The 25260-nt window shown below is 62.2% G+C and carries 26 protein-coding genes; 19 read left to right on the plus strand and 7 right to left on the minus strand.

Going from position 1 to position 25260, the window contains the following annotated elements; genetic code table 11:
• Positions 1 to 12: 12 nt before the first annotated feature.
• From NKH60_RS06560 to NKH60_RS06600, 9 genes are all read left to right on the plus strand, one after another.
• Positions 13 to 1176 carry an isovaleryl-CoA dehydrogenase gene (locus tag NKH60_RS06560; RefSeq protein WP_352566160.1) on the plus strand — a complete coding sequence of 388 codons (1164 nt, stop codon included), beginning with the start codon at positions 13 to 15 and terminating at the stop codon, positions 1174 to 1176.
• A gap of 82 nt (positions 1177 to 1258) precedes the next feature.
• Positions 1259 to 1651, plus strand: a complete 393-nt coding sequence (locus tag NKH60_RS06565; protein WP_352616865.1) for an AbrB/MazE/SpoVT family DNA-binding domain-containing protein — start codon at positions 1259 to 1261, stop codon at positions 1649 to 1651.
• Entirely contained in the window at positions 1648 to 2031 is a 384-nt protein-coding gene (locus NKH60_RS06570) for a type II toxin-antitoxin system VapC family toxin (RefSeq protein WP_023677795.1), read from the plus strand. The genes NKH60_RS06565 and NKH60_RS06570 overlap by 4 nt, the downstream gene beginning before the upstream one ends.
• Before the next feature lie 4 nt (positions 2032 to 2035).
• Entirely contained in the window at positions 2036 to 3643 is a 1608-nt protein-coding gene (locus NKH60_RS06575) for a carboxyl transferase domain-containing protein (RefSeq protein WP_352871531.1), read from the plus strand.
• 1 nt (position 3644) lies between these two features.
• Entirely contained in the window at positions 3645 to 4175 is a 531-nt protein-coding gene (locus NKH60_RS06580; RefSeq protein WP_352616871.1) for an O-acetyl-ADP-ribose deacetylase, read from the plus strand.
• A gap of 115 nt (positions 4176 to 4290) precedes the next feature.
• Positions 4291 to 4665: a hypothetical protein gene (locus NKH60_RS06585; RefSeq protein ID WP_352471111.1), complete on the plus strand. Its 375-nt coding sequence runs from the start codon at positions 4291 to 4293 to the stop codon at positions 4663 to 4665.
• 29 nt (positions 4666 to 4694) lie between these two features.
• Positions 4695 to 5075, plus strand: coding sequence for a hypothetical protein (locus NKH60_RS06590; protein WP_245274740.1), 381 nt, complete (start codon positions 4695 to 4697; stop codon positions 5073 to 5075).
• A 43-nt stretch (positions 5076 to 5118) separates the two neighbouring features.
• Positions 5119 to 5493: a hypothetical protein gene (locus NKH60_RS06595; RefSeq protein WP_023677798.1), complete on the plus strand. Its 375-nt coding sequence runs from the start codon at positions 5119 to 5121 to the stop codon at positions 5491 to 5493.
• A gap of 111 nt (positions 5494 to 5604) precedes the next feature.
• Positions 5605 to 7593 carry an acetyl/propionyl/methylcrotonyl-CoA carboxylase subunit alpha gene (locus NKH60_RS06600; protein ID WP_352566152.1) on the plus strand — a complete coding sequence of 663 codons (1989 nt, stop codon included), beginning with the start codon at positions 5605 to 5607 and terminating at the stop codon, positions 7591 to 7593.
• Positions 7594 to 7692: 99 nt separating this feature from the next.
• On the opposite strand, the gene NKH60_RS06605 is transcribed toward NKH60_RS06600, so the two are convergent.
• Both NKH60_RS06605 and NKH60_RS06610 read right to left on the minus strand, forming a co-directional pair.
• Positions 7693 to 8814, minus strand: coding sequence for a branched-chain amino acid ABC transporter substrate-binding protein (locus NKH60_RS06605; protein ID WP_352871534.1), 1122 nt, complete (start codon positions 8812 to 8814; stop codon positions 7693 to 7695).
• A gap of 390 nt (positions 8815 to 9204) precedes the next feature.
• Entirely contained in the window at positions 9205 to 9471 is a 267-nt protein-coding gene (locus NKH60_RS06610; protein ID WP_010915070.1) for an SEL1-like repeat protein, read from the minus strand.
• Positions 9472 to 9930: 459 nt separating this feature from the next.
• On the opposite strand from NKH60_RS06610, the gene NKH60_RS06615 reads away from it, so the two are divergent.
• The 5 genes from NKH60_RS06615 to NKH60_RS06635 all read left to right on the plus strand — a co-directional run bounded on the left by NKH60_RS06615 (position 9931) and on the right by NKH60_RS06635 (position 13575).
• Positions 9931 to 10275 (plus strand): DUF2147 domain-containing protein, encoded by a 345-nt coding sequence (locus NKH60_RS06615; RefSeq protein ID WP_023677801.1) that lies wholly within the window; start codon positions 9931 to 9933, stop codon positions 10273 to 10275.
• Between the two features lie 210 nt (positions 10276 to 10485).
• The gene (locus tag NKH60_RS06620; protein ID WP_023677802.1) at positions 10486 to 10638 is read left to right on the plus strand and encodes a hypothetical protein; all 153 of its coding nucleotides are present in this window, start codon (positions 10486 to 10488) and stop codon (positions 10636 to 10638) included.
• A gap of 41 nt (positions 10639 to 10679) precedes the next feature.
• Positions 10680 to 10874, plus strand: a complete 195-nt coding sequence (locus tag NKH60_RS06625; protein WP_352454349.1) for a hypothetical protein — start codon at positions 10680 to 10682, stop codon at positions 10872 to 10874.
• A gap of 80 nt (positions 10875 to 10954) precedes the next feature.
• Positions 10955 to 12457 (plus strand): AMP nucleosidase, encoded by a 1503-nt coding sequence (locus NKH60_RS06630; RefSeq protein WP_352540756.1) that lies wholly within the window; start codon positions 10955 to 10957, stop codon positions 12455 to 12457.
• An 80-nt stretch (positions 12458 to 12537) separates the two neighbouring features.
• On the plus strand, positions 12538 to 13575 hold the full coding sequence (locus NKH60_RS06635; protein ID WP_352871538.1) for an endonuclease/exonuclease/phosphatase family protein: 1038 nt from the start codon (positions 12538 to 12540) through the stop codon (positions 13573 to 13575).
• Between the two features lie 30 nt (positions 13576 to 13605).
• Here the strand turns inward: NKH60_RS06635 and NKH60_RS06640 are convergent, their stop codons facing one another.
• From NKH60_RS06640 to NKH60_RS06650, 3 genes are all read right to left on the minus strand, one after another.
• Positions 13606 to 14202: a DUF922 domain-containing protein gene (locus tag NKH60_RS06640; RefSeq protein ID WP_352501795.1), complete on the minus strand. Its 597-nt coding sequence runs from the start codon at positions 14200 to 14202 to the stop codon at positions 13606 to 13608.
• A gap of 111 nt (positions 14203 to 14313) precedes the next feature.
• Positions 14314 to 15993 carry an electron transfer flavoprotein-ubiquinone oxidoreductase gene (locus NKH60_RS06645; RefSeq protein ID WP_352871540.1) on the minus strand — a complete coding sequence of 560 codons (1680 nt, stop codon included), beginning with the start codon at positions 15991 to 15993 and terminating at the stop codon, positions 14314 to 14316.
• A 106-nt stretch (positions 15994 to 16099) separates the two neighbouring features.
• Positions 16100 to 16282: a hypothetical protein gene (locus tag NKH60_RS06650; RefSeq protein WP_198023574.1), complete on the minus strand. Its 183-nt coding sequence runs from the start codon at positions 16280 to 16282 to the stop codon at positions 16100 to 16102.
• Between NKH60_RS06650 and NKH60_RS06655 the strand changes: the two genes are divergently transcribed.
• The 3 genes from NKH60_RS06655 (at position 16233) to NKH60_RS06665 (ending at position 18717) form a co-directional block, all read left to right on the plus strand.
• On the plus strand, positions 16233 to 16877 hold the full coding sequence (locus tag NKH60_RS06655; RefSeq protein ID WP_023677808.1) for a hypothetical protein: 645 nt from the start codon (positions 16233 to 16235) through the stop codon (positions 16875 to 16877). The two genes, NKH60_RS06650 and NKH60_RS06655, sit on opposite strands and share 50 nt — an antisense overlap.
• Before the next feature lie 37 nt (positions 16878 to 16914).
• Positions 16915 to 17796 carry a uracil-DNA glycosylase gene (locus tag NKH60_RS06660; protein ID WP_352501793.1) on the plus strand — a complete coding sequence of 294 codons (882 nt, stop codon included), beginning with the start codon at positions 16915 to 16917 and terminating at the stop codon, positions 17794 to 17796.
• 105 nt (positions 17797 to 17901) lie between these two features.
• Positions 17902 to 18717, plus strand: a complete 816-nt coding sequence (locus NKH60_RS06665; RefSeq protein ID WP_352685898.1) for a helix-turn-helix domain-containing protein — start codon at positions 17902 to 17904, stop codon at positions 18715 to 18717.
• On the opposite strand, the gene NKH60_RS06670 is transcribed toward NKH60_RS06665, so the two are convergent.
• Positions 18718 to 19695, minus strand: a complete 978-nt coding sequence (locus tag NKH60_RS06670; protein WP_502896524.1) for a DMT family transporter — start codon at positions 19693 to 19695, stop codon at positions 18718 to 18720. It lies immediately after the preceding gene.
• Complete coding sequence (locus tag NKH60_RS06675) at positions 19692 to 19916, minus strand: hypothetical protein (protein ID WP_352685916.1); 225 nt, start codon at positions 19914 to 19916, stop codon at positions 19692 to 19694. Before NKH60_RS06675 ends, NKH60_RS06670 begins: the two co-directional genes overlap by 4 nt.
• A gap of 154 nt (positions 19917 to 20070) precedes the next feature.
• Between NKH60_RS06675 and pepN the strand changes: the two genes are divergently transcribed.
• Together pepN and NKH60_RS06685 are read left to right on the plus strand one after the other, a co-directional pair.
• Positions 20071 to 22716 carry an aminopeptidase N gene (gene pepN, locus NKH60_RS06680; protein ID WP_352871543.1) on the plus strand — a complete coding sequence of 882 codons (2646 nt, stop codon included), beginning with the start codon at positions 20071 to 20073 and terminating at the stop codon, positions 22714 to 22716.
• A 188-nt stretch (positions 22717 to 22904) separates the two neighbouring features.
• A complete protein-coding gene (locus tag NKH60_RS06685) occupies positions 22905 to 25232 on the plus strand; it encodes a PAS domain-containing sensor histidine kinase (RefSeq protein WP_352833172.1) in 2328 nt (775 codons plus the stop codon).
• The last annotated feature ends 28 nt before the right edge of the window (positions 25233 to 25260 follow it).

Consider the following 25260-nt stretch of genomic DNA (forward strand, 5'->3'; position numbering starts at 1 on the left):
GGGAGGAACGGCATGTACATGCATACGCTCAACTTCGGGCTTGACGAAGACATCGAGGCGCTGCGCGACCTGGTGCGGCGCTTCGCCCAGGAAAAGATCGCACCGATCGCCGCCGAAATCGACCGCTCGAACGAATTCCCGGCACATCTGTGGGCCGAACTCGGCGGGCTCGGCCTGCTCGGCATCACCGCCGATCCCGATTTCGGCGGCACCGGCATGGGCTACCTTGCCCATGTCGTGGCGATGGAGGAGATTTCGCGCGCCTCGGCCTCGGTCGGCCTCTCCTACGGCGCCCATTCCAACCTCTGCGTCAACCAGATCAACCGCTGGGCAACGCAGGCGCAGAAGGAAAAGTATCTGCCATCGCTCTGCAGCGGCGAAAAGGTCGGCGCACTGGCGATGTCGGAATCGGGTGCCGGCTCCGATGTCGTGTCGCTGCGCCTGCGCGCCGAAAAGCGCAACGACCGCTATGTGCTCAACGGCACCAAGATGTGGATCACCAACGGGCCGGATGCCGAGACGCTGGTCGTCTACGCCAAGACCGATCCGGAACTCAATTCGCGCGGCATCACCGCCTTCATCGTCGAAAAAGCCTTTGCCGGTTTTTCGGTGGCGCAAAAGCTCGACAAGCTCGGCATGCGCGGCTCGAACACCGGTGAGTTGGTGTTCGAGAATGTCGAAGTGCCATTCGACAATGTACTGCACGAGGAAGGGCGCGGCGTCGAGGTGTTGATGTCGGGCCTCGACTACGAACGCGCCGTGCTGGCCGGCGGGCCGGTCGGGCTGATGGCAGCGTGCCTCGACGTGGCGATACCTTACGTGCATGAACGCAGGCAGTTCGGTCAGCCGATCGGCGAATTCCAGCTGGTGCAAGGCAAACTCGCCGACATGTATGCGACGATGAACGCGGCGCGCGCCTACGTCTATGCCGTAGCCGCCGCCTGCGATCGCGGTGAGACGGCCCGCAAGGATGCTGCCGGCTGTATTCTCTTCGCCGCCGAAAAGGCAACGCTGATGGCGCTCGACGCCATCCAGCTTTTGGGCGGCAACGGCTACATCAACGACTACCCGACCGGCCGGCTTTTGCGCGACGCCAAGCTCTACGAGATCGGCGCCGGCACCAGCGAAATCCGTCGCTGGCTGATCGGACGAGAAATTATGGCGGAGGGCGCCTGATGGCGTCTTTTTGAGATTTTGCCAGAAGCCGCACGATGTGGCATACATGGGGTAATGTGCCACAATCCAGGCGAGGTGGACCATGGCGGGCAGAACGGGAAAGTCCGGATTTGACGAAGATCCGCAAACACAGTTCGATGCCGGCGCTCGCCAACCACAGCTTCGTGCTCCGGCGAAACGCGAGCGTGTCAAGCTTGGCGAGGGCGGGCGCTTCGTCATCCCTGCCGCGATGCGCGAGGAGATGGGCGTGAAGCCTGGCGACGATATGATCCTGCATGTCGAGAACGGCGAACTGCGGGTAAGATCGTGGCTGCAGAATCTGCGACGCGTCCAGGCCGAATTGTCAGCGTTGAAACAGCCCGGTGAAAGCGTCGTCGACGAATTTCTGAAAGAGCGACGGGAAGAGCAGCGCCGAAGCGACAAGCGTCTCGACCGGCTTCACGCCGAAGGGACAACGGGAAAGCGGGCGAAATGAAGCCCTATGTCATGGACAGTTCGGCGGCGCTCGCAATCCTGCTCAACGAGCAAGGCACCGATAATGCTTTGGGGTTCGCGCCGGATGCACAATGCAGTTCGGTCAATGCGGCCGAAATCATCGCCAAGCTGATCGACAAGGGACGCAGCATGGAACAGGCTGCGGACGACCTCGCCAGTCTCGGCATGCCGATCGCCGTTTTCGACGACGCGATGGGCATCGCCGCCGGGCAGCTTCGCCAATTGACGCGGCATCGCGGCTTGTCGCTGGGCGATCGGGCTTGCCTGGCGCTGGCAATTCGCGAGAATGCCATTGCCGTCACCGCTGATCGCGATTGGGGCGACCTCGATGTCGGCTGCAAGATCGAGCTGATCCGGTAGCGCCATGGCCCCCCTCACCTCGCAGATATCGCCCGCCTCCGATATTTTCCGCGCCAATGCCGGGCGCATGCGGGCGCTGGTCGCCGATATTGCTGAAAAAGCCGCCGCCATCGAGCGCGGTGGCTCGGAAGAGGCGCGTGAGCGGCACGAATCCCGCGGCAAGCTCCTGCCGCGGCAACGCCTAGCCCAATTGCTCGACACAGGCTCGCCCTTCCTCGAAATCGGCCAGTTCGCGGCATGGTCGATGTATGGCGAGGACATCCCTTCGGCCGGCCTCATCGCCGGCATCGGCCGCGTCGAAGGCACCGAAGTGATGGTCGTCGTCAACGACGCCACGGTGAAGGGCGGCACCTATTATCCGCTGACGGTGAAGAAGCATCTGCGTGCACAGGAGATCGCATTGCAGAACAATCTGCCTTGCGTCTATCTGGTCGACAGCGGCGGCGCCAATCTGCCCAACCAGGACGAGGTGTTTCCCGACCGCGATCATTTCGGCCGCATCTTCTACAACCAGGCCAACATGTCGGCCGCCGGCATTCCGCAGATCGCCTGCGTCATGGGCTCGTGCACGGCCGGCGGCGCCTATGTGCCTGCGATGTCGGATGAGACAATCATGGTGCGCAACCAGGCGACCATCTTTCTCGGCGGGCCGCCGCTGGTGAAGGCGGCCACCGGCGAGGACGTCACCGCCGAGGACCTCGGTGGCGCCGACGTGCACACAAGGCTTTCCGGCGTTGCCGACCACTATGCGCTCGACGACGAGCATGCGCTGGCCATATGCCGGCGTATCGTCAAAAACCTGAATCGGAACAAAAATGTAAGCCTGGCCTTGCAGAAATCGATTCCGCCGCTTCACGATCCACATGAACTCTACGGCATCGTGCCGACGGATCTGCGCCAGCCCTATGACGTGCGCGAGGTAATCGCCCGCACCGTCGACGGCTCCGAGTTCGATGAGTTCAAGCAGAATTATGGCACCACGCTGGTCACCGGTTTCGCCCATCTCAGCGGCATGCCGGTCGGCATCGTCGCCAACAATGGCGTGCTGTTTTCGGAAAGCGCGCTGAAGGGCGCGCACTTCATCGAGCTGTGCTGCCAGCGCAAGATCCCGCTGATTTTCCTGCAGAACATCACCGGCTTCATGGTCGGGCGAAAATACGAGGCCGGCGGCATCGCCAAGGACGGCGCCAAGCTGGTCATGGCGGTCGCAACGGCCAAGGTGCCGAAGGTGACCGTGATCATCGGCGGCTCGTTCGGTGCCGGCAATTACGGCATGTGCGGACGCGCCTATTCGCCACGCTTCCTGTGGATGTGGCCGAATGCCCGCATTTCGGTGATGGGCGGCGAGCAGGCGGCAACGGTGCTGGCCGTGGTCAAGCGCGAAGGCATCGAGCGCAAGGGCGGGGAATGGAGCGCTGAGGAGGAAGCGAAATTCAAGAAGCCGATCCTGATGAAGTACGAGCACGAGGGACACCCGCTCTATTCGTCGGCAAGGCTCTGGGACGACGGCATCATCGACCCGGCCAAGACCCGCGAGGTGCTGGCGCTCAGCCTTTCGGCCGCGCTCAACGCCGAGATCGAGGAGACAAAATTCGGCGTGTTCAGGATGTGAGATGAGCGAAATCGGCCAGAGGATTCGCATTCAAACCGGCGACATCACGAAGCTGGCGGTCGATGCCATCGTCAACGCCGCCAATACCTCTCTTCTCGGAGGCGGCGGCGTCGACGGCGCTATCCACCGCGCGGCCGGCCCCGAGCTTGTGGCAGAATGCCGGACCTTGCATGGCTGCAAGGTCGGAGACGCAAAAATCACCAAGGGCTACAGGCTGCCCGCGCGCTACGTCATTCATACGGTCGGGCCGGTCTGGCAAGGTGGCAGCAAAGGAGAAGCCGAACTGCTCGCCTCCTGCTATCGCCGGTCGCTCGAAATCGCCGCCGCAAAGGACTGCCGGACGGTGGCGTTTCCTGCGATCTCGACCGGGGCCTACCGCTATCCGAAGGATCAGGCGACGCAAATTGCTGTCGGGACCGTGAGCGCCTTCATCGGCCAGAACATCGCTCCGGCAACCGTCATTTTCTGCTGCTTCGACGAGCCGACGGCCGAATTGTATCAGCGGGTCGTCGCTGCACTCGGCAGGGTGTGACCCTGCGCGGGAGACAACCCACCACATCTCCAGACTATTTTTTGCTTCTCGATCTGGCCAGACGAAAGAATCACGGCTATTGATCATCGCAAATACCAATGGGGATTGGGCGAAGATGAGGCGGCGGGTTTTTCAGAGAACAACTGCGCATATACTTGCGGCGTTGCTTATATTAGCGACGCCTGGCATCAGTGCAGCGGAGTCGCTGGCGGGAAGCAAGGGCGAGACCCGTTTCTATCCCTATTTGCCGCAGAGCCCGAAGGATCCGTGTACCAGGGCCTACAAGGCCTATGTAGCGGCCGGCGGCCATTCAGCCTATGCAACCACTCCGTATTCCCGGGTGCGTTTTCTGTACATCATCTGCGGCTCGCGCTTGAATGCACCGTCACAGCAAGCTGCCGAAGAATTGGCGTTGAAATCCTGTCAGGCCGCCCGCAACAGTTACAGAGTTACAACAGGCGGCGGCTGCGAAATCGCTGCCTCCAAGTAGGCGAATATATTTCAGTGTTTGGGGTTCAAATGGGTTTGGCAATGAAATCTTTATCAATCAAGCGAGCAACCATGTCGGTACTTGCACTGCTTGTGGCCTCTGCACCGAATGTCGGCGCCGCCGAATCGCTGGCGGGAAGCAAGGGCGACAGCCGCTTTCCGGTCTATTTTGCACCGGGTACAATCGGAGGCTGCGGCAAGAATTACAAGGACTATGTGGCGGCTGGCGGTCACTCGGCCTATGCGATGACGCCATTCAACTGGGCAACCGAATTCACTATTTGCGGTGCTTATCTGAATGCAACATCCCAGAAGGCTGCCGAGGCGCTGGCGTTGAAATCCTGCCAGTCCGCGCGCAGCAAGTACAAGGTCACGACTGCAGGGGCCTGCGCCATAGCTGCCTCCAAATAGACCGACACTCGTCGGCCTTCGACATATTCAATGGGTGGGAAAAATGAAATCTATAAGCGTCAAACAAGCAGTCTTCTCGCTAATAACCGGGTTGCTTCTAATCTCGAGCCCCAATGTCGGCGCGGCGGAATCGCTGGCTGGAAGCAAGGGCGACGTCCGCTTCTACCCGTATTTTCCGGCGACCGCGGATCGGCCATGCACCAAGGCATATAAGGCCTATGTCGCGGCCAGCGGCCATTCAGCTTATGCGACCACTCCGTATTCCCGGGTGCGTTCGTTGTACATCCTGTGCGGCTCGCGCTTGAATGCGCCCTCGCAAAAGGCTGCCGAGGATATGGCGATGAAATCCTGCCAGGTCACCCGCGACCGTTACAGGGTCACGACCGGGGGAGCTTGCGAAATCGCGGCCTCAAAGTAGGCAGGCCTCCCTTGCCTACCCTTTGACCGCCAGACTACAAAGCAGGGCATTGCCGCAGTTCGCGTGACGAGAATTCGCGCCGTTGGCGGCAGCTCTGCCTGTGGAGGCCCGATGTTCGCCAAGATCCTGATCGCCAACCGTGGCGAGATCGCCTGCCGGGTGATCCGCTCGGCACGCAGAATGGGTGTGCGCAGCATCGCCGTGTATTCCGACGCCGACGCTCACGCCCTGCATGTCGAAATGGCCGACGAAGCGGTGCATATCGGCGCCTCTCCCGCCAACGAAAGCTATCTGCGCGGCGACAAGATCATCGCGGCGGCTTTGGCCACAGGTGCCGCGGCCATCCATCCGGGCTACGGCTTTCTTTCGGAAAACCCCGATTTCGTCGACCAGGTGGTCGCGGCGGGGCTGATCTTCATTGGGCCGTCGGCGGCCTCGATCCGTGCCATGGGACTGAAGGACGCGGCCAAGCGGCTGATGGAAAAGGCCGGCGTGCCTGTCGTTCCGGGCTATCACGGCGAAGCGCAGGAGATCGTGTTGCTCGCCTCCAAGGCGCGCGAGATAGGCTACCCCGTACTGATCAAGGCGCGCGCCGGCGGCGGCGGCAAAGGCATGCGGCGCGTCGAGCATCCCGATGATTTTTCGGAAGCACTGTCGGGCGCGCGGCGCGAGGCGAAAGCCGCGTTCGGTGACGACCGCGTCTTGGTGGAAAAATATGTCGACAAGCCGCGCCACATCGAAGTGCAGGTGTTTGGTGACAATTTCGGCAACGCCGTGCATCTTCACGAACGCGACTGCTCGGCGCAGCGCCGCCACCAGAAGGTGATCGAGGAGGCGCCTGCCCCCGGCATGACGCCGGCACTGCGCAAGGCGATGACGGAGGCGGCGGTGAAAGCCGCCAAGGCAATCCACTATTCCGGCGCCGGTACCATCGAGTTCATCGTCGATGCCTCGCAAGGTCTGAAGGCCGACCGTTTCTGGTTCATGGAAATGAACACCCGTCTGCAGGTCGAGCACCCCGTCACCGAAATGGTTACCGGCATCGACCTGGTCGAGTGGCAGTTGCGGGTAGCCGCCGGCGAAAAACTGCCGAAGACGCAGAGCGAGATCGCGCTCTCCGGCCACGCCTTCGAGGCGCGCATCTATGCCGAGGACGCGGCAAGAGGGTTTTTGCCGGCGACCGGCACCTTGCACCATTTGAAATTTCCGCAGCCGGCACCGGAGGGTGCGACCATGCGCGTCGAAACCGGTGTACGCGCTGGCGATGCGATTTCGCCGTTCTACGATCCGATGATCGCCAAGCTGATCGTTCATGGCAAGGACAGACGGACGGCGCTCATCGCGCTTGGCACGGCACTGTCGCAGACCGAAATCGCCGGCTCGACGGTCAACACTGGCTTTCTTGCCGCGCTGGCCGCTGATGCGGATTTTGCGGCGGGCGATGTCGATACCGGCCTGATCGCCAGGCACCAGCAGGCGTTGACGGCGGTTCCGCCGCCGAGCGGTGAGACGATTGCCGCCGCGGCACTTGCCGCGTCCGGTGCGCGCGACTTGCCGTCCTCGGACGATCCCTGGTCGTCACTGGCCGGCTATGCGCATTTCCACGCTGTAGCGCGGAGCACCCTGCTGAAGTTTGGCGAGCAGGAGATCGGCGCGCGCGTGTCGGTGCGGCCGGACGGGCGGTTCGAGGTGGCGCTGGATGCGCCCTATGACAGCGTCAATTCGCGGGATCTCCGCGCGGCGCCTCGCCTCGCCCGCTGGCCGGGCCACGTCACGGTCTTCGATGGCGCCATCGGCTACGGTTTTGCCGTGCCGGATCCGCTGGCCCGAGCCGACGAAGCCGCCGCCGCTTCCGTCAGCCTGCGCGCTCCAATGCCCGGCCTGGTCAAATTGGTGCGTGCAGGCAAAGGCGAGTCCGTGATCAAGGGCCAGCCGCTGCTGATCCTGGAGGCGATGAAGATGGAGCACACCATTGCCGCGCCCCATGACGGGGTTATCGCCGAGATTGCTGCCGAAGGCGCGCAGGTAACCGACGGCACCGTGCTGGTTCGCTTTGTCGAGGAACCTCAGTTGACTGCTGTTTCCCTATCCACGAAGTGATCTCGAACGCGTGACAAAGGCGTCGCCAAAAAAAATGTGGCCGGGTTTGACCCCCGGCCATGTTCGATTACAGCAGCGCGTCTTGCGGCGCCGCGGCCATCACGGTTGGATCGGCGCGTATTTGCCGTCATGCCACTGGTTGATGTCGTAGCTCGCGTTCTTGAGGTCGCCCTTCTCGTCGAAGGTGACCGAGCCGACAACCGTGCTGATCGGCTGGCCGTTCTTTAACGCTTCGGCGACTTTTGCCGGATCGTCGCTGCCGGCGCGTTTGATGCCTTCGGCGAAGGCCTGGATCACCGCATAGGAAAACAGCGTGAAGCCCTCAGGCACGAAGCCGCCGGCCTTGATCTTGGCGATGGCCTCCTTGGCTTCGGGCTTCGCCTGCGGATTCGATGGGAAGACGAACATGGTGCCTTCGCCGGCCGGACCGGCAACCTGCCAGAATTCCGGCGAAGCGATCGAGTCCGGCATGATCAACTGGAACTTGAGGTTCTGCTCCGCCGACTGGCGCAGGATCAGGCCGGCTTCGGGGTGATAGCCGCCGAAATAGACGACGTCGGCTTTCAGCTCCTTGAGCTTGGTAACAAGAGCGGAATAGTCCTTCTCGCCAGCGTTGATGCCCTCGTAGAGGATTTCATTGAGACCGTTCTGGTTCATCGTTGCCTTCACGGCATCGGCCACGCCCTGCCCATAGGCGCTCTTGTCGTGCAGGATGACGACTTTCTTGCCGGCATATTTCTTGGCGATCCAGGGACCGATGAAAGCGCCCTGCGCATCGTCGCGCGTGTAGAGGCGCATGATCGTCGGCCAGCCGGCTTTCGCCGCTGCATCGGTCAACACCGGGTTCGAGGAAGCCGGACTCATCATCAGCGCACCGGCTTCGGCGTAGACAGCGGAGGCCGGGATGCTGGAGCCCGAGCAGGCGTGGCCATCGATGAACTTGACACCGTTGGCGATGACGCGGTTGGCGACCGAAACCGCCTGCTTCGGATCGCACTGGTCATCCTCGATGTCGAGCTTGATCTGGCGGCCGTCGACGCCGCCCGCCGCGTTGATCGCGTCGGCGGCGGCTTGCGCGCCTTGCTTAAACTGATCGCCGATGTTGGCAAGCTGACCGGTCATCGGTCCGACCACCGAAAAGGTGATGTCATCGGCGAAGGCGACCGGCGCGGTCATCATCAGGCCAAATATGGCTGCGCTGAAAATACTGAATTTCTTCATGGTGACACAACTCCTCCACTCTCGCGCGACCATCCCGGCCGCGCCTCTTCCAGAATGGCGGGAGAATTTCATCCTTCACCGGAGCTGTCTAGACGCATCGTCGGCGCTCGATTGGGCCTGTAATGCGCTGTTCCAAAGACAAAGCCGCGCCAGCCTTGTTCCGGCCGGTCGCAGCTTTTCTCATCGAGTTCCCGAGGTATCCACACCAGGATCCGCTCGCCTTCCCTGTTTGTACGGTTTATGGCGCGGCTCGTCCGCCGTGTTCTTGATCTTGTTGGCCCGGCCGTCTTGCGCGGCCTTGATTTTTCGGGCCCGGCCCTCTGCGCGGCCTTGACCCGAAGCGTCCCTGTCGTGAGGTCAGTACCCCTTGTGAGGTCGATGCCGGCGAATTCAGTGCATCGTCATCCATTCGCGAGCTTCGCGCAGCGCCTTGGCGATCTCGACCTTCGACATGGCGGCAGACAATTCGGAGCGCAGTTCCGCGGCGCGGGCCGAACCCTTGATCGCGGCGATGTTGAACCATTTGTGGGCGGCGACGACGTCGGTCTCGCAATCGCGGCCAGTCGCATACATCATGCCCAACTCGAAAAGAATATCGGCCTGGGCGGTTGCCCCCATGGCGCCGAAGCCGGCTTCAAGCATTTCAAAACGTGCCATTTCAAATCCCCTGTTCTGGCTCCCGAGAGCTGTCTCCGTATGTCCCTCGGTGTCCTTGATTACCGTCGGGGGCGGCCGCTCTTTCGATGCTTTCGAGAATGCCCCGGAGGCTTGAATCCGTCGTTAAATGGCGTGCTTAATTTGAGGAAAACAAAGCTAAAACAAGAGGTAAACACGAAAATTCGTTAAGGATACAAAGCCAGCAATCGCGCCGGTTTGCACAAGATTTGAAGAAAACTTGCGAGGCGCGGATCAAGACTCCGCTAACCACAGAAGACAAAGACGTGTGCGGCCCGTTTCATTTTTCGCCGGCGCGGCCGTTCGGGAGCGGGCAAAAACCCGCAACCCTTCCGTGGCGGCACCGCTTTTGTTTTTCCGGGAGCTGGACTAGCTTACGTTTGCGTAAGGGGCAGACACCCGGGACGGAGCCCGATTGGACTTACCTGAGGGAGGAAAGACATGTTTCGACAAGTGAGCCTGGCCCTCGCGGCCGCAATAATGATGACCGGCGCGGCATGGGCCGATCCGATCGAAGGCAATTGGAAAACGCAAGCCGGATCGACTGCCGCCATTTCGGGTGGCGGCGGGGCATTTTCGATTACGCTCAAATCCGGCAAATTTGCCGGCAAGAACATCGGTTCACTGAAGGTTGCCGGCGACAACAAATATGCCGGCACGATAACCGACCCGGAAACCGACAAGACCTATTCGGGCAAGGCTTCGCTTTCCGGCAGTTCTCTCAAGATGAGCGGCTGCGTGCTCGGCGGGCTGATCTGCAAGAGCCAGACCTGGCACAAGCTCTGATCGTGCCCTTCCTGCCGGGGTGAGCGGGGCCAGTCGGCCCCGTTTTCATGTTATCGGTCTCGCAGCCATGGTGTCGCCATGGGTCGCTGCACTCACAGCGGACCCTCTCAGAGATCATCAACCATTTTTGAACCGCAGATGAACGCCGGGATCAGAGCCGGTTCAGCCGGGGCAAGGCATTGTCATGCGTGTTGAAGGAGACACCGCGCAATGCTTGCCCGCCGCTTCACCATCGTCTGCCTGCTGATGAGTCTGTTCGGCATGTTGTTCGCCGTCCTTGTCGCCGAAGCCGGCCGGCCGTCCCGCTCCTGGGACGTCGCCAGTTCCTGCCGACTCGGTTGCTTGAACCATCTTCACCACTGAAACGACAAAGAGCTGAACCTTTAGAGAAAAGCAAAACGCCAATGAACCGCCTCGCCGCCAACACCCTCAAGACGCTTCGGCTGCTGCCGCGCGCGGCGCTCATCCTGACTGTTCTTTCGGTACCGGTACTGGCCGTGCCGACGATGCGCACCAATGCCGGCTCGACGATCGAGGCGCCTGCGTTGAGGAAGTCAGGCCTCGGCTTTGTGCTGCTGGTTAGCCTGCAGCGCGGTTAGCAGACCGAAAAACGCCGACAGCGCGTATTGAGGCCGCCTTACCCCCTCCCAACCGCGCGTCCAACTCTCTATATTGGGTCATGGAAAAGCGAATCTATCCCCAAGCCATTGAATCGGTGGTCACGCCGGAGCCGTTTGGCCGGCAGAGCTTCAACGACGCCAAGAAGGCGGTCGCCGCCCTACAGGTGCTTTACGACCGCAACACCAAGTTCCTGCGCGATTCATTTACCGCGCTCGCCGCGGGCGGCGACAACAACAAACGCTACCGGGCTTTCTATCCGGAGATCGGCGTCACCACGAGTTCCTTCACGCAAATCGACTCGCGGCAGGCCTATGGCCACATGCCGACGCCGGGGCATTTCTCAACCACCGTCACCCAGCCTGCTCTTTTCGAAAGCTACCTCACCGAACAGCTTCGGCTGATCATGCGCAACCACGGCGTTCCCGTCACGGTTTCGGAATCGACCACTCCCATCCCGCTGCATTTCGCCTTCCTCGAAGGCACGCATGTCGACGGGACTGCTGCCGAGCGCATCAAACGGCCGATCCGTGACCTGTTCGACGTGCCGGATCTCGACGGCACCGACGACCAGATCGCCAACGGCACGTTCGAAGTGGCATTGGGCGAGGCACGGCCGCTGGCGCCGTTCACCGCGCAACGCATCGACTATTCGCTGCACCGGATGTCGCATTATACGGCGACCAGTCCCCAGCATTTCCAGAACTTCGTGCTGTTCACCAACTACCAATTCTACATCGACGAATTCGTCGCCCGTGCACGCGAATTGATGGCCAATGGCGGTGATGGATATGTCGAGTTCGTCGAGCCGGGCAACATCGTGACCAAAGCAGGGGACGGCGCGCCCGGTGAGGGTGCTGCGCCGCCTCGCCTGCCGCAGATGCCGGCCTATCATCTGAAGAAGCCGAATCATGGCGGCATCACCATGGTCAATATCGGCGTTGGGCCTTCCAACGCCAAGACGATCACCGACCATATTGCGGTGCTCCGGCCGCATGCCTGGGTGATGCTCGGCCATTGCGCCGGCCTGCGCAACACGCAGGCGCTCGGGGATTATGTGCTGGCCCATGCCTATGTACGAGAAGACCATGTCCTCGACGACGATCTTCCGGTCTGGGTGCCGATCCCGCCGCTAGCCGAAATCCAGGTGGCTCTGCAGGAAGCGGTCGCCGAGGTCACCGGGCTTTCCGGATATGATCTCAAGCGCATCATGCGCACTGGCACCGTCGCCACTATCGACAACCGCAATTGGGAGCTGCGCGACCAGCGCGGGCCGGTCCAGCGGCTGTCGCAGTCGCGGGCGATCGCGCTCGACATGGAATCGGCGACGATCGCCGCCAACGGCTTCCGCTTCCGGGTGCCCTATGGCACGCTGCTTTGCGTATCCGACAAGCCGCTGCATGGCGAATTGAAGTTGCCGGGCATGGCGACCGAGTTCTACAAGCGGCAAGTAGCGCAGCACCTGACCATCGGCATCAGGGCGATGGAGAAGCTGGCTGAAATGCCGATGGACCGACTGCATTCGCGCAAACTCAGGAGCTTTTCGGAAACTGCCTTCCAGTAAATGCCGAATCGCATGTGTCGGTCCAGGTCAGGACATTTCGTCATCTTGATTGAGCCGCACTTCTGCCGATAGACAAAGCGATGGCACGTGTTCGGGACATGACGGTTGCGCTGGCATTCGTCGCAATGCTTGCACTCTCGGCCGCGCTGGTGGCCGGGTTCTTCGGATCGCTGCATCCGGCCCTCGATTCCTTTGCTCATTTCCGCGTCCATTTTTCGGTGCTGATGGCGCTTTGCGCGCTGCCGCTGCTCGCCACCTCGTTTCGCCTGCAGGCCGCGGTCGCATTGCTGTTTGCGATAGCCTCCTTTGCCACCACGCAGAATGCCTTGCCGCTTTCGCGGCTATGGCAGGTGCAGGCCGCCTACGAAGCCAAACTCGGTGACGAGCCAGTCTACCGCCTGCTGCAGATGAACCTCAGGTTCAACAATCCAACGCCTGAGAAGGTGCTGTCGCTGATCGGCCGGACCCAGCCTGATGTTATCACCCTCGACGAGGTGTCCGAAACGTGGAAGGCAAAGCTTGGGCTGCTATCCGGCGGCTATCCCTACCGGATCCTCTGCCCATATCCCAATGGCGTGTTCGGCGTTGCGCTGCTGTCCAGACGACCGTTTGGCATAGGCACGGAGCCGCACTGCGACAGCCGCGGCGCGATGGCGATCGCCACGGTCGATTTCGGCGGAACCGACGTCGATGTCGCCGCCATCCACCTCACCTGGCCATGGCCGCACAACCAATCACGGCAGATTGGAGGGTTGTCTGACGAAATCGCCTCGCTTGGCGAGACGTCGATCCTGGCAGGCGACTGCAACGCAGCGCCATGGAGCGCCGCCGTCCGGCGCGTCGCATCGCTTGGCAAGCTGACTGTAATGCCGTCGGTCGGGCCGACCTGGCTCTACAGAAGGCTGCCGGATTTCCTGCGCTTCGCCGGACTGCCGATCGACCAGGTCTTCAGCAAGGGCGCCATTGTTATTCAATCGGCGTCGACCCTTGAGGACACCGGCTCAGACCATCTGCCGGTGCTGGTGGAGTTTTCGCTTCGGTCGGATGAACAAAAGCCGCTCGACGAGCACCAGACGGCGACCGCGCTTGCGGCGCTGCCTGGCGGGACGCGAAGCTGAAAATCCGCAGTCCAATCTCGACCTGGCTTATTACTGGCCCACAAAAGCGCGGATGAGGTGCTCGACAGGGCCGCCGTCGCGATGCTCGTGCGCATCGAAGGCGATCTGCTTTGCCTCGTATTCGGCATAGATGGCATTGATCCGGCGCTTTGCCTCGCGACGTGCCTCGAAACAGTGCGGGTCATCACCGACTGTCAGCCCTCGAACCGACTTTTCGGTGGCCCGCATCATCTGTCTGGCGATGCGGCCATGGGTCTCTTCATGGGCGCGAACGCCAGCGAAGAACCGCTTCCAGCGCTTCTGCAGCGCAGGCGACGTGGCTGAGACTAGTTTGGGATAGGTATAGAAGAGATTGAGCGTCCCGTTGGCCTGGCGCAGGCGGCAGACGCCGTTTTCCCGTTGGGCGTCGAAGGTCCAATCATCGACGCTGTAGCCGGTCTGCGCGATGGCGTGGGTCATGAAGCCGTGCTTCGGCCCACTGCGATCCATGGCCTCGATCAGGGCCGCGCCGGTGGTTCCGGCAATGTTGTAAGTTCGTGTCTTGACCAGCACCTTAGTGCCGGCCAAGGCTGCAGGGGCGCACAATGCCCCGATCGCCACAACGCTCGTCAGAACTGCCAGGCGCATTTTTCCTTCCTCCCTGTCGCCGCAGAAAGGAAACACAGGCAGGCGGTTTATTCAACAATCCTACGGTTGCGCTGCTCCTCATCTTGTTTAGTCCGGAGCAAACCTTGTGACTTACATGTTCTGGTAGACCGGGCCCTCGCCGCCCTGTGGCGGCACCCAATTTATGTTCTGGTTCGGGTCCTTGATATCGCAAGTCTTGCAGTGCACGCAGTTCTGCGCGTTGATGACGAAGCGCACATCCTTGGCCGCAGGATCGGCGGCGGCATTGCCATCCTTGTCGACCCATTCGTAGACGCTGGCCGGGCAGTAACGCGTCGAGGGTCCCGCATAGACGTCATGCTCAGAGCGCTTCTGCAGGTCCATGTCGGCGACGAGCAGATGCACCGGCTCGTTCTCCTCGTGGTTGGTGTTGGACAGGAACACCGACGACAGCCGGTCGAAGGTCAGCACCCCGTCCGGCTTCGGGTAGGCGATCTTCTGGTGCGCGGCGGCCGGTTCCAGCGTCGCATAGTCGGCCCTGCCGTGCTTCATCGTGCCGAAGGGCGAGAAGCCGAACAGCGTGTTCAGCCACATGTCGAGGCCGCCAAGGCCGACGCCGACAATGGTGCCGAAGCGCGACCATAGCGGCTTGACGTTGCGCACTTTCTTCAGGTCCTTGCCGATATCGGTGGCGCGCCAGGCGGCCTCGTAGGAGGCCAGCTCGTCATTGGTGCGGCCGGCGGCTATCGCATCACAGACATGCTCGGCCGCCAGCATTCCGGAGAGCACGGCATTGTGCGAGCCCTTGATGCGCGGCACGTTGACGAAGCCGGCTGCGCAGCCGATCAGCGCACCGCCAGGGAAGGACAGTTTCGGCACCGATTGCCAGCCGCCTTCGGTGATGGCGCGGGCACCATAGCCCAGCCGCTTGGCACCCTCGAAGGTGCCGCGGATCGCCGGATGGGTCTTGAAGCGCTGAAACTCGTCAAAGGGCGACAGATAGGGATTCTTGTAGTTCAGGTGAACGACGAAGCCGACTGCCACCTGGTTGTCCTCGAGATGGTAGAGGAAGGAGCCGCCGCCGGTCTTCAAATCGAGCGGCCAGCCGAAGGAATGCTGGACAAGGCCCGGCCGGTGGTTTTCCGGTTTGATCTGCCAGAGTTCCTTGAGGCCGATGCCGTATTTTCCGGGCTCACGACCGTCGGAAAGGTGGTATTTGGCGATCAGTTGCTTGGCCAGCGAGCCGCGCGCGCCCTCGCCGATCAAGACATATTTGCCCATCAGCGCCATGCCCGGCGCAAAGCCCGGACCGTGCGTGCCGTCCTTCTCGACGCCCATGTCGCCGGTGACGACGCCAGTGACCGCACCGGCCTCGTTGTAGAGCAGGCCGACCGCGGCAAAGCCCGGATAGATCTCGACGCCCAGCGCCTCGGCCTTGGTCGCCAGCCAGCGGCAGACATTGCCGAGCGAGACGATATAGTTGCCGTGATTGTTCATCAGCGGCGGCATCAGGATATTGGGCAGACGGAACGAACCGGCGGGGCCGAGAACCAGGAAATGGTCGTCGGTGACCGGTGTCCTGAAGGGATGACCCTCCTCTTCGCGCCAGCCGGGCAGCAGCCGGTCGATGCCGATCGGATCGACGACGGCGCCGGACAGGATGTGCGCGCCGACTTCGCCGCCCTTTTCCAGCGCGACGACGGAAAGCTCGGGATTGACCTGCTTGAGACGGATCGCGGCGGCGAGGCCGGCCGGGCCGGCGCCGACGATGACCACGTCGAATTCCATGCTTTCGCGTTCGATATCGCTCATCGATCCCTCACTGGCTCGCTATTCCCGGCATCTTGCTGGCTCACGCGCTGCATAGCGCATCAAATAGCGACGGGAAACCGGCGCGGACGTGACAATACCGATTTCATCAAAAAGTCGCGTCCTGCCGCACAGATTCGCGGTGACGAGCATCAATCTTCAATCCTATTCCGTTTGCACAGATATGTCGCACTGATGTTTTTAATTGTTCGACGGCTTGCTTATCGGCCATACTTCCCGCCATGCGCATATTCGGGCCGGCTGGCTTTTCATCGACGCGCTTTTTTTTCACGCCCGGCCGGTTTTGCCGTGCGGCGCTCTTGGCGCTTCTGCCACTGACGGCCCTCGATGCCCGTGCCGAGCAGCAACTGGTCTGGGCGACCGGCGCCTATTCCTTTTCCGACGAGCGCGGCGGTTTCCGCATCACCGGGGCTTCCGGCATCGGCACGAAAGAGGATCCGCTGGTCATCACCGAAGAGCTGAATTCAGCGACGCCGGTAACGCTGGCCATTCGCACGACAAGGCCGATCCAGCCGTTCGGCAAGGCGGGAGACTTCGCCAATGGTCTGATGTATATGCGCATCGACGTGCTCAACAATAGCGGCCAAGCCTGGGTCGAGTTCCAGTTCGAACTCCAGGAGATCCTCGACCAGCCGAGCGTGTTCGGCGACGGCCTGTCGTTCGACCAGCGCAACAAAACGCCCGAAAATATCTGGTCGAGCAGCTACGCCGATTTCGACCGCAATTTCGAACCGTATGACCGCCTGCTGTTCAAGAACGGCAAGATCGACCCGCTGAAGACCGCCAGCTTCTATTTCCTGATCACCGACTACACGCCGCGCTGGACGTTCTATCTGGTGCAGGATCCGCGCATACCGTCGAGCTGAACTTGCAAATTCAAGCTCCGCGGCCGAATGTGAAACCATGACTGCCGCCCCCCACACTAGCCGAGCCGATCTCGCCGAGCTGCTGGCCTTCTACGCCAGCGCCGGCGTCGACGAGGCACTTGAAGAACAGCCGGTAAACAGGTTTGCAGAAGCCAGGCCGCCGGAGCGGGTGCCTGCGGCGGCCGCTCTGCCGGCCGGTGAAAATGCATCGCCTCATCGCTCGACGAGCGTGTCGCGCGGCGAAATGGGCGAGAGACCGAATACGGCACCGGCAGTGCGAACGTCCCCGGCCATGTCAACGGTGCCCGACGAGGCGCAGGCGGCATTGGCGCGGCAACTGGCGAGATCGGCGGCAAACCTCGACGAGCTTCGCCAGCACATGGCGGCATTCGACGGCTGCAATCTTAAATTCACCGCCAAGAACCTGGTGTTCGCCGACGGCAATCCGACTGCCGCGGTGATGCTGGTCGGCGAAGCGCCGGGCCGCGACGAGGACATAGAGGGCTTGCCGTTCGTCGGCCGCTCGGGCCGGCTGCTCGACCGCATGCTGGCCGCGATCGGTCTTGACCGGACATCTGCCTACATCGCCAACGTGATTCCCTGGCGGCCGCCGGGCAACCGCACGCCGACGCCGCACGAGACCGAGATCTGCCGGCCGTTCATCGAGCGGCAGATCGAACTGGTCAATCCGAAGGTGCTGGTCAATCTCGGCGGCCCGTCGGCAAAGACCCTGCTCAACACCTCCGAAGGCATATTGCGGCTGCGCGGCAACTGGCGCGTCCACACGACCCCGTCTGGCGTCGCCATTCCCGCCATGCCGACCCTGCATCCGGCCTATTTGTTGAGAACGCCTGCGCACAAGAAGCTGGCGTGGCGGGATTTCCTCGAAGTGAAGGCGAAGTTGCGGGCACTTGGGTAACGGTGCAGAACGCGTCTTCCGTCCTCCCCTTGCGAGGAAGGAAGGGCGGCATCATGATCTCGCAGGTAATTGAAATGCGCCCACTGCCGGCCTAGTCATCTCGTTATGACAGCAGCCCAGATTTCCGCCGGCAGTCTCATTCGCGAATGGCGTACACGCCGGCGCATGAGCCAGCTCGACCTCGCCATGGAGGCCGAGATCTCGCAGCGGCATCTGAGTTTCGTTGAAAGCGGCCGCGCCGCACCCTCGCGTGACATGGTGCTGCATCTGGCGGAGCAGCTTTCGATCCCGCTCAGGCAGCGCAACCAGCTGCTGCTGGCCGCCGGCTTTGCCCCGAGCTTCAGCGAACGACCACTTGACGATGCCTCGATGGCACCGGCGATGGCGGCGGTCGAGACCGTGCTCAAGGCGCACGAGCCGTTCCCGGCGCTTGCCGTCGACCGGCATTGGAACCTGGTGTCGGCGAACGCCGCCATCGGCCCGTTCCTCGCCAATGTCGCCGACGCCTCACTGCTGAAGCCGCCGGTCAACGTTTTGCGTCTCAGCCTGCATCCCGGCGGCATCGCGCCGCGCATCGTCGATCTTGCGGAATGGCGGACGCATCTTCTGGAGCGCCTGAAGCGGCAGAACGACGCTGCCGCCGATCCGGTTCTGGTCGAGCTCGAGCGCGAGCTTCGGGCCTATCCGTCCGGCCTTAAAGGCAGCCGGCCGGCGCCGGTCGAACCGAACGCGATTGTCCATCCGCTCAAGCTTGCCCATGGCGACGCGGTGCTGTCGTTCATCAGCACCATCACCGTGTTCGGCACGCCGCTCGACGTGACGCTGGCGGAGCTGGCGATCGAATCTTTTTTCCCCGCCGACGAGCAGACGCGGGCGGTGCTGATGCGGCTGGCGAAAGAGCGGACCGACGCAGCGGGTTGATCACCCTTCCGGCGCAACGGCCTTGCGGGTGCGGGTGCGTTCGAGACCCAGCTGGCGCTCGCGCCAGATGATGAAAATCCCCGCCGCAACCACGATCATGCCGCCGACCAGCATGTTGATCGTGGCGATATCGCCAAAGACCAGATAGCCGACGACGACGCCGAGGATCATCGAAGTGTATTCGAACGGTGCTACGACGGAAGCCTCGGCATGGCGATAGGCCGAGGTCATCAGGATCTGGCCAAGCCCGCCGCAAAAACCCGCGGCAATCAGAAGCCCCGCCTGCGCTGGCGTCAGCGCCTGCCAGCCGAATGGCAGCGAAAGCAGCGCCATGACGCTCGCGGTTACCGAAAACCACAGCACGATGGTCGCCGTCCGCTCGCTCTGGACGAGGTTGCGAACCAGGAGCATGGCGATGGCCGAGATCGCCGCGGCTATGAGGGCGGCGATGACGCCAAGCACCTCCTGATCGCCGAGGGCAGCGCCCGAACTGAGCAGCGTCAGTTCCGGCCACGAGATGATCAGCACCCCGACCAGGCCGACGGCAACCGCACTCCAGCGATAGATGCGGATGGCTTCGCCGAGGAAGATCGAGCTGAACACCACGACCAGCAGCGGCTGCGCGTAGTTCAGTGTGATCGCCTCCGGCAGCGGCAGCCGCGTCAGCGCGAAGAAGCCGAGCCCCATGGCACAGACACCGACGACGCCGCGCGCAATGTGGTTGAGCGGGCGCTTTGTCGAAAAGGCGGTTCCGAGTTTTCCCTGGAAGGCGAGGAAGGCGATGATCGGAAAAATGGCAAAGAAGGAGCGGAAGAAGACGATCTGGCCCGCCGGCACGGTGCCTGCCGCCTTGATGCAGGACGACATGCCGACGAAGACCGCCACCGATACGATCTTGAGCAAGATCCCGGTCAGCGTGCTGTGCTCGCCGGCAAGGTCGCCAGCTGCAAGCACTGGCAAATCCGGTCTGGCTGTCACGCCCCTTTTGCTTCCTCGATCGCCGCCCAGATGCACGCCGGCGTTGCCGGCATGTCGATATGCCTGATGCCGTAGGTGCGGTAGAGCGCGTCGGTCACCGCATTGAGCGCGGCAGGCGTCGATCCGATCGTACCCGCCTCCCGCGCGCCCTTGATGAAGGCCATATCCTCGCGACGCGACAAAGAGGCGCTCGTTCCGAATTTCGGCGTGACGACGGTCATGGAAGCCTCGCGATGATGCTTGGGAAATGATCGCCTGAAATAGACGTCGCTGCAGTTTTGTCGAGGGAGCGTTTCGTGTAAAGAGCGCAGACTTCAAATTATTTGGACCAGCGGACCCGCCCGCCGCACCCGGATCGACAGGAAAAATCAAGGAATGCGCACAGATACCGGCCAGGTCTTCAAGCTCGAAGACTATCGCCCCAGTGATTATCTCATTCCGGAAACCAGCCTGACTTTCCGCCTTTCGCCTGAAGCAACGCATGTGACCGCCGTGCTGACGGTCGAACGCCGCGACGGGATTGCGGCGTCGGTGCCACTGGTGCTGGATGGCGACGGGCTGACGCTCCGCGGCATCGCCATCGACGGCCAGGAGCCGAGCCCTGCGGATTTTCTCGTCACGCCCGATCAACTGACAATCATCAGCCCCCCTGCGACAAGGCGCTTCCAGCTGAGAATTGAAACCGTGTTGGCGCCGGCGCAGAACGAAGCGCTGATGGGCCTCTATCGCTCGAGCGACGTCTATTGCACGCAATGCGAGGCCGAAGGCTTTCGCCGCATCACTTATTTCCTCGACCGTCCCGACATCCTGTCGGTCTATACGGTGCGTATCGAAGCTGAGCGCAATGAGGCGCCGCTGCTTTTGTCCAACGGCAACCCGGCCGGCAGCGGCGAGCTTGCCGGCGGCTGGCACTATGCGGTCTGGCACGACCCCTTCCCCAAGCCGTCCTATTTGTTTGCGCTGGTGGCGGGCGACCTCGGCAAGATCTCGGACAGTTTTGTCACCCTGTCTTGCCGCAGGGTCGAGCTCGGAATCTATGTCGAACCGGGCAAGGAGAGGCTCGCCGGCTACGCCATGGACGCTTTGAAACGGTCGATGAAATGGGACGAGGAGGCATTCGGCCGCGAATACGACCTCGATGTCTTCAACATCGTCGCCGTGTCCGACTTCAATATGGGCGCAATGGAGAACAAGGGTCTCAACATCTTCAACGACAAATATGTGCTGGCCGACCAGGAAACCGCGACCGACGCCGATTTCGCCAATATCGAGGCCATCATTGCCCATGAGTATTTCCACAATTGGACAGGTAACAGAATCACTTGCCGCGACTGGTTCCAGCTTTGCCTGAAGGAAGGCCTGACGGTTTTCCGCGACCACGAATTCTCCGCCGATCAGCGCTCGCGCGCCGTCAAGCGCATCGCCGAGGTTCGTACGCTGCGCGCCCATCAGTTTCCCGAGGACCAAGGGCCGCTGGCGCATCCGGTCCGGCCTCGCCGCTACCGCGAGATCAACAATTTCTACACGGCGACGGTCTACGAAAAAGGCTCGGAAGTCGTGCGCATGATCCATACCATCCTCGGCGCCGAGACGTTCCGCGCCGGCATGGACCTCTACTTCGAACGTCACGACGGCCAGGCGGCGACGATCGAAGACTTCATCAAAGTGTTCGAAGACGTCTCGGGTCGCGACCTGTCGCAGTTTTCGCTGTGGTATCATCAGGCCGGTACGCCGAACCTGACCGTCAGTTCGGCGTATAATCCGGCAGCGCGGGAATTCACGCTCGAAATCGAGCAGTCGGTGCCGCCAACGCCGTCGGAAAGCCGCAAGCGGCTGATGCACATTCCGCTTGCCTTCGGCCTGGTTGGCGCCGGTGGCGAGGCGATAGCCCACAGCGGCGCCGAAGGGGCGAACGTCGAGGACGGTGTCATCCATATCCGCAAACGCCGCCATGTCGTCAGGTTTTCCGGGATTGCCGAGCGTCCAGCCATGTCGCTCAACCGCGGCTTTTCGGCGCCGGTGACACTTTCGGTCGAGCAGCGGCCCGACGACCGGTTTTTTCTGGCTGGCCACGACAGCGACGCCTTCTCGCGCTGGCAGTCGTTCAACTCGCTTTTGACCGATGCGCTGATTGCAGCCTTCCGCCAGATCCTGGACCACAAGCAACCCGAGTTCAGCGCCCGGCTGACCGGGCTTGCCGGCAAAATAGGCGGCGACGAAGCGCTCGAACCCGCCTATCGGGCACTGGCGCTGGCGCTGCCCGGCGAGGCCGATATCGCCCGCGACATCGGCAAGAACATCGACCCCGACGCCATTTTCGCGGCGCGCGAGGCGCTGGCGGTTGCGATCGCCGAGACCAACCGCGAGATATTCTCCAAACTTTACGATCGGCTCGCCGACAACGGTCCGTTCAGCCCGGATGCGGCCAGTGCCGGGCGGCGGGCGCTGCGCAATGTCCTGCTGGATTATCTGTGCTTGCTGCCGGGAGGTGCGGAACTCGCTGCCCGGCACTTCCAGTCGGCGACCAACATGACCGACCGGGCCGCGGCGTTGACCGTGCTTGCGCACCGTCACCATGGCTCACCGGAGGCGACCAAGGCGCTGGCGGATTTCGAGGCGAAATATGCAACCGATCCGCTGGTCATGGACAAATGGTTCCAGATCCAGGCCAGCGTGCCCGGCCCGCAAACCGTCGACGCGGTGCGCGCCTTGACAGGCCACCCTGCGTTCTCGATGGCCAACCCGAACCGGGTACGGGCACTCATCGGCACGTTTTCCAGCGCCAACCAGACCGGCTTCCATCGCACCGACGGCCAAGGCTACCGGCTTTTCGTCGAAACGGTGCTGCAGGTCGAAAAACGCAACCCGCAGGTGGCCGCCAGGCTGGCGACGGCGCTCAGGTCGTGGCGCTCGCTCGAACCGGTGCGGCAGGCCAAGGCAAGGGAGGCGTTGCTTTCGATCGCCAATACCGAGAAGCTGTCGGCCGATTTGCGAGACATCGTCGAGCGCACCCTGGCGTAAGCGACCTCCGTTGTCCCCTTGTGGGAAAAAGGGAAGACCTCCCGAAAACCCAGTTATTTTAGTCGATTTTTAATCTTTTTTCGCCGCGCCTCTGGACAAGGCGAATCACCTTTGATTCTTTAGTGACGATTCGGAAGTGCGGCGTTGCCGGATCGTCAAGCGGGACAGAAAATCGGGGAGTGCCATTTATGGCGAAGGCGGACGCGTGGGGCGCGCCCGGTGGGACGGCTTTTGGGCGGCGCGAGGCGCGAAGCGACGGTCTCGCGGGCAATACGCGGCTCATCGCCGAACCTGCCTACCGACGGCTGCTGGCAGCCGAGCCGCTGTTGCGGCGATCGATACCGGCCCTCATTATCATGTTTCTGTTGATCATCGCAGTACTGCGCTTTCTGTCACTGATGAACGAGCGCGACGAGATCGAGCGCGACGCCAAGGCGATCCTTGCGCTGGCCGCCGGCCAACTGGCCAGTTCGATCGCTGCCGATGCGACCATGGGTTCCACGCCCGGCGCGATCCAGGACCTGCTGGAGAGCACCGGTCGTCAGGGCGCGATGGGCCGAAGCCACGTACTGGCGATCACCGATAGCGCCTTCAAGATCATTGCCGTATCGCCGCAGTCGATGCACTGGGAGGGCCGGTCGCTCGATGGCGTCGTACAGGGCGGGCAGCCGCTGTTCATGTTCGGCGACCGCGCCGGGGTGATGGAGGTCAGCATCGGCGGACAGGACTGGTACGCGGCAGTGAGCCTGGCGAACGGCCGAAAGGGTGCCGCGGCAGCGTTCGTGCCGCGGGAGGCAGTTTTTGACGCCTGGCGCAAGACGGTCTCACTCAACGTCACGCTGTTCGTGCTGACGGCCGGTGTGCTGATCATCATCCTCTACGCCTATTTCGGCCAGGCGGCGCGCGCCCAGGCCGCCGATCGCATCTATCTCGAAGCCCACCAGCGCATCGACATGGCGCTGGTGCGCGGCCGCTGCGGCCTGTGGGATTGGGACATGGTGCGCGGCAAGATGTACTGGTCGCGCTCGATGTACGACATGCTGGGCTACGAGCCTTGTGACACGATGCTGTCGTTCGGCGAAGTCGATGAAATCATTCATCCCGAGGACGGCGATTTGTTCGAACTCGCCAACAGGATCGTCGCACGCGAGATCGACCATATCGACCAGGTGTTCCGGATGCGCCATGCCGACGGGCAATGGGTTTGGATGCGCGCAAGAGCACACGTTATCGACCCGGAAGCGCCGGAGATCCAGCTGATCGGCATCGCCGTCGACGTCACCGAGCAGCGGCATCTGGCGCTGCGCTCCGAAGCGGCGGACCTGCGCCTGAGGACGGCCATCGAAAACATCAACGAATCTTTCGTGCTGTGGGATTCGTCCGAGCGCCTGATCATGTGCAATTCCAAATACCAGCAGGACAACGGCCTGTTGGATCGCGACGTGATGCCGGGCGCTCCGCGCGCCGTTCTGGAGGAACGCATGCTGGCCTTCGCCTCGGAGCGGCGGCTTGCCAACACCAACGGACCGCAGGGAGGCGTTACCTTCGAGCGCCAGCTTGCCGACGGCCGCTGGCTGCAGGTGAACGAGTTGCGGACAAGGGACGGCGGTACCGTCTCTGTCGGCTCCGACATCACCCAGATCAAGCTGCACCAGGAGAAGCTGGTCGACAGCGAGCGCCGGCTGATGGCGACAATCCATGACCTCAGCCTTGCCCGCCGCGCGGAAGAAGAACGGGCGCGCGAGCTCGTCGAACTCAATCGCAAATACATGAAGGAAACCGAGCGCGCCGAAGCGGCAAACCGGGCCAAATCCGAATTCCTGGCCAACATGTCGCACGAGTTGCGCACCCCGCTCAACGCGATCATCGGCTTCTCGGAACTGATGGAGCGGCGGCTGTTCGGGCCGCTGGGCTCGCCGCGCTACGAAGAGTATGCCACCGACATCAACGGCAGCGGCAAATATCTTCTCGGTGTGATCAATGACATCCTCGACATGTCGAAGATCGAGGCCGGCCAGTTCGCCTTGGATCAGGAAGAAATCGATCTCTGCCCGCTCATCAGGGAGACGGTTCGCGTCGTTTCTCTGCAGGCGGCGGAAAAGTCGATCACCGTCGAAACCCGCATCGCCGATTCGCTGACGCTGTTCGCCGACCGCAGGGCGATCAAGCAGATCCTCATCAACCTTCTGTCCAATGCGGTGAAGTTCACCGGGCAAGGCGGCCACATCTCGGTCAGAGCCCGCAGCATTTCCAGCGCGCTGATCCTGACGATCGAGGACAATGGCTGCGGCATCCCGAAGGCGGCGCTGAGCAAGCTCGGGCGGCCATTCGAACAGGTGCAAAACCAGTTCTCCAAGAGCCATGCCGGCTCCGGCCTCGGCCTCGCCATCTCGCGCTCGCTGGCCGAGCTTCAGGGTGGCGCGTTGAAGATCCGCTCGACCGAAAGCGTCGGCACGATCGTCTCGGTACGCATCCCGATCAAGAAAGCCGCGCAGGCGGTCAGGGCGGCTGCCTGAATGACAAAATAAGTCTCCGGCGGCTCGC

The organism is Mesorhizobium sp. M1006, from assembly GCF_040318825.1.
Classification (GTDB): Bacteria; Pseudomonadota; Alphaproteobacteria; order Rhizobiales; family Rhizobiaceae; genus Mesorhizobium.

What these genes read in the sequence shown, in the direction of transcription:
- NKH60_RS06560 (WP_352566160.1), top strand. Translation starts at nt 13, where the DNA reads ATGTACATGCATACGCTCAACTTCGGGCTTGACGAAGACATCGAGGCG.
- NKH60_RS06565 (WP_352616865.1), top strand. Translation starts at nt 1,259, where the DNA reads ATGGCGGGCAGAACGGGAAAGTCCGGATTTGACGAAGATCCGCAAACA.
- NKH60_RS06570 (WP_023677795.1), top strand. Translation starts at nt 1,648, where the DNA reads ATGAAGCCCTATGTCATGGACAGTTCGGCGGCGCTCGCAATCCTGCTC.
- NKH60_RS06575 (WP_352871531.1), top strand. Translation starts at nt 2,036, where the DNA reads ATGGCCCCCCTCACCTCGCAGATATCGCCCGCCTCCGATATTTTCCGC.
- NKH60_RS06580 (WP_352616871.1), top strand. Translation starts at nt 3,645, where the DNA reads ATGAGCGAAATCGGCCAGAGGATTCGCATTCAAACCGGCGACATCACG.
- NKH60_RS06585 (WP_352471111.1), top strand. Translation starts at nt 4,291, where the DNA reads ATGAGGCGGCGGGTTTTTCAGAGAACAACTGCGCATATACTTGCGGCG.
- NKH60_RS06590 (WP_245274740.1), top strand. Translation starts at nt 4,695, where the DNA reads ATGGGTTTGGCAATGAAATCTTTATCAATCAAGCGAGCAACCATGTCG.
- NKH60_RS06595 (WP_023677798.1), top strand. Translation starts at nt 5,119, where the DNA reads ATGAAATCTATAAGCGTCAAACAAGCAGTCTTCTCGCTAATAACCGGG.
- NKH60_RS06600 (WP_352566152.1), top strand. Translation starts at nt 5,605, where the DNA reads ATGTTCGCCAAGATCCTGATCGCCAACCGTGGCGAGATCGCCTGCCGG.
- NKH60_RS06605 (WP_352871534.1), bottom strand. Translation starts at nt 8,814, where the DNA reads ATGAAGAAATTCAGTATTTTCAGCGCAGCCATATTTGGCCTGATGATG.
- NKH60_RS06610 (WP_010915070.1), bottom strand. Translation starts at nt 9,471, where the DNA reads ATGGCACGTTTTGAAATGCTTGAAGCCGGCTTCGGCGCCATGGGGGCA.
- NKH60_RS06615 (WP_023677801.1), top strand. Translation starts at nt 9,931, where the DNA reads ATGTTTCGACAAGTGAGCCTGGCCCTCGCGGCCGCAATAATGATGACC.
- NKH60_RS06620 (WP_023677802.1), top strand. Translation starts at nt 10,486, where the DNA reads ATGCTTGCCCGCCGCTTCACCATCGTCTGCCTGCTGATGAGTCTGTTC.
- NKH60_RS06625 (WP_352454349.1), top strand. Translation starts at nt 10,680, where the DNA reads ATGAACCGCCTCGCCGCCAACACCCTCAAGACGCTTCGGCTGCTGCCG.
- NKH60_RS06630 (WP_352540756.1), top strand. Translation starts at nt 10,955, where the DNA reads ATGGAAAAGCGAATCTATCCCCAAGCCATTGAATCGGTGGTCACGCCG.
- NKH60_RS06635 (WP_352871538.1), top strand. Translation starts at nt 12,538, where the DNA reads ATGGCACGTGTTCGGGACATGACGGTTGCGCTGGCATTCGTCGCAATG.
- NKH60_RS06640 (WP_352501795.1), bottom strand. Translation starts at nt 14,202, where the DNA reads ATGCGCCTGGCAGTTCTGACGAGCGTTGTGGCGATCGGGGCATTGTGC.
- NKH60_RS06645 (WP_352871540.1), bottom strand. Translation starts at nt 15,993, where the DNA reads ATGAGCGATATCGAACGCGAAAGCATGGAATTCGACGTGGTCATCGTC.
- NKH60_RS06655 (WP_023677808.1), top strand. Translation starts at nt 16,233, where the DNA reads ATGCGCATATTCGGGCCGGCTGGCTTTTCATCGACGCGCTTTTTTTTC.
- NKH60_RS06660 (WP_352501793.1), top strand. Translation starts at nt 16,915, where the DNA reads ATGACTGCCGCCCCCCACACTAGCCGAGCCGATCTCGCCGAGCTGCTG.
- NKH60_RS06665 (WP_352685898.1), top strand. Translation starts at nt 17,902, where the DNA reads ATGACAGCAGCCCAGATTTCCGCCGGCAGTCTCATTCGCGAATGGCGT.
- NKH60_RS06675 (WP_352685916.1), bottom strand. Translation starts at nt 19,916, where the DNA reads ATGACCGTCGTCACGCCGAAATTCGGAACGAGCGCCTCTTTGTCGCGT.
- pepN (WP_352871543.1), top strand. Translation starts at nt 20,071, where the DNA reads ATGCGCACAGATACCGGCCAGGTCTTCAAGCTCGAAGACTATCGCCCC.
- NKH60_RS06685 (WP_352833172.1), top strand. Translation starts at nt 22,905, where the DNA reads ATGGCGAAGGCGGACGCGTGGGGCGCGCCCGGTGGGACGGCTTTTGGG.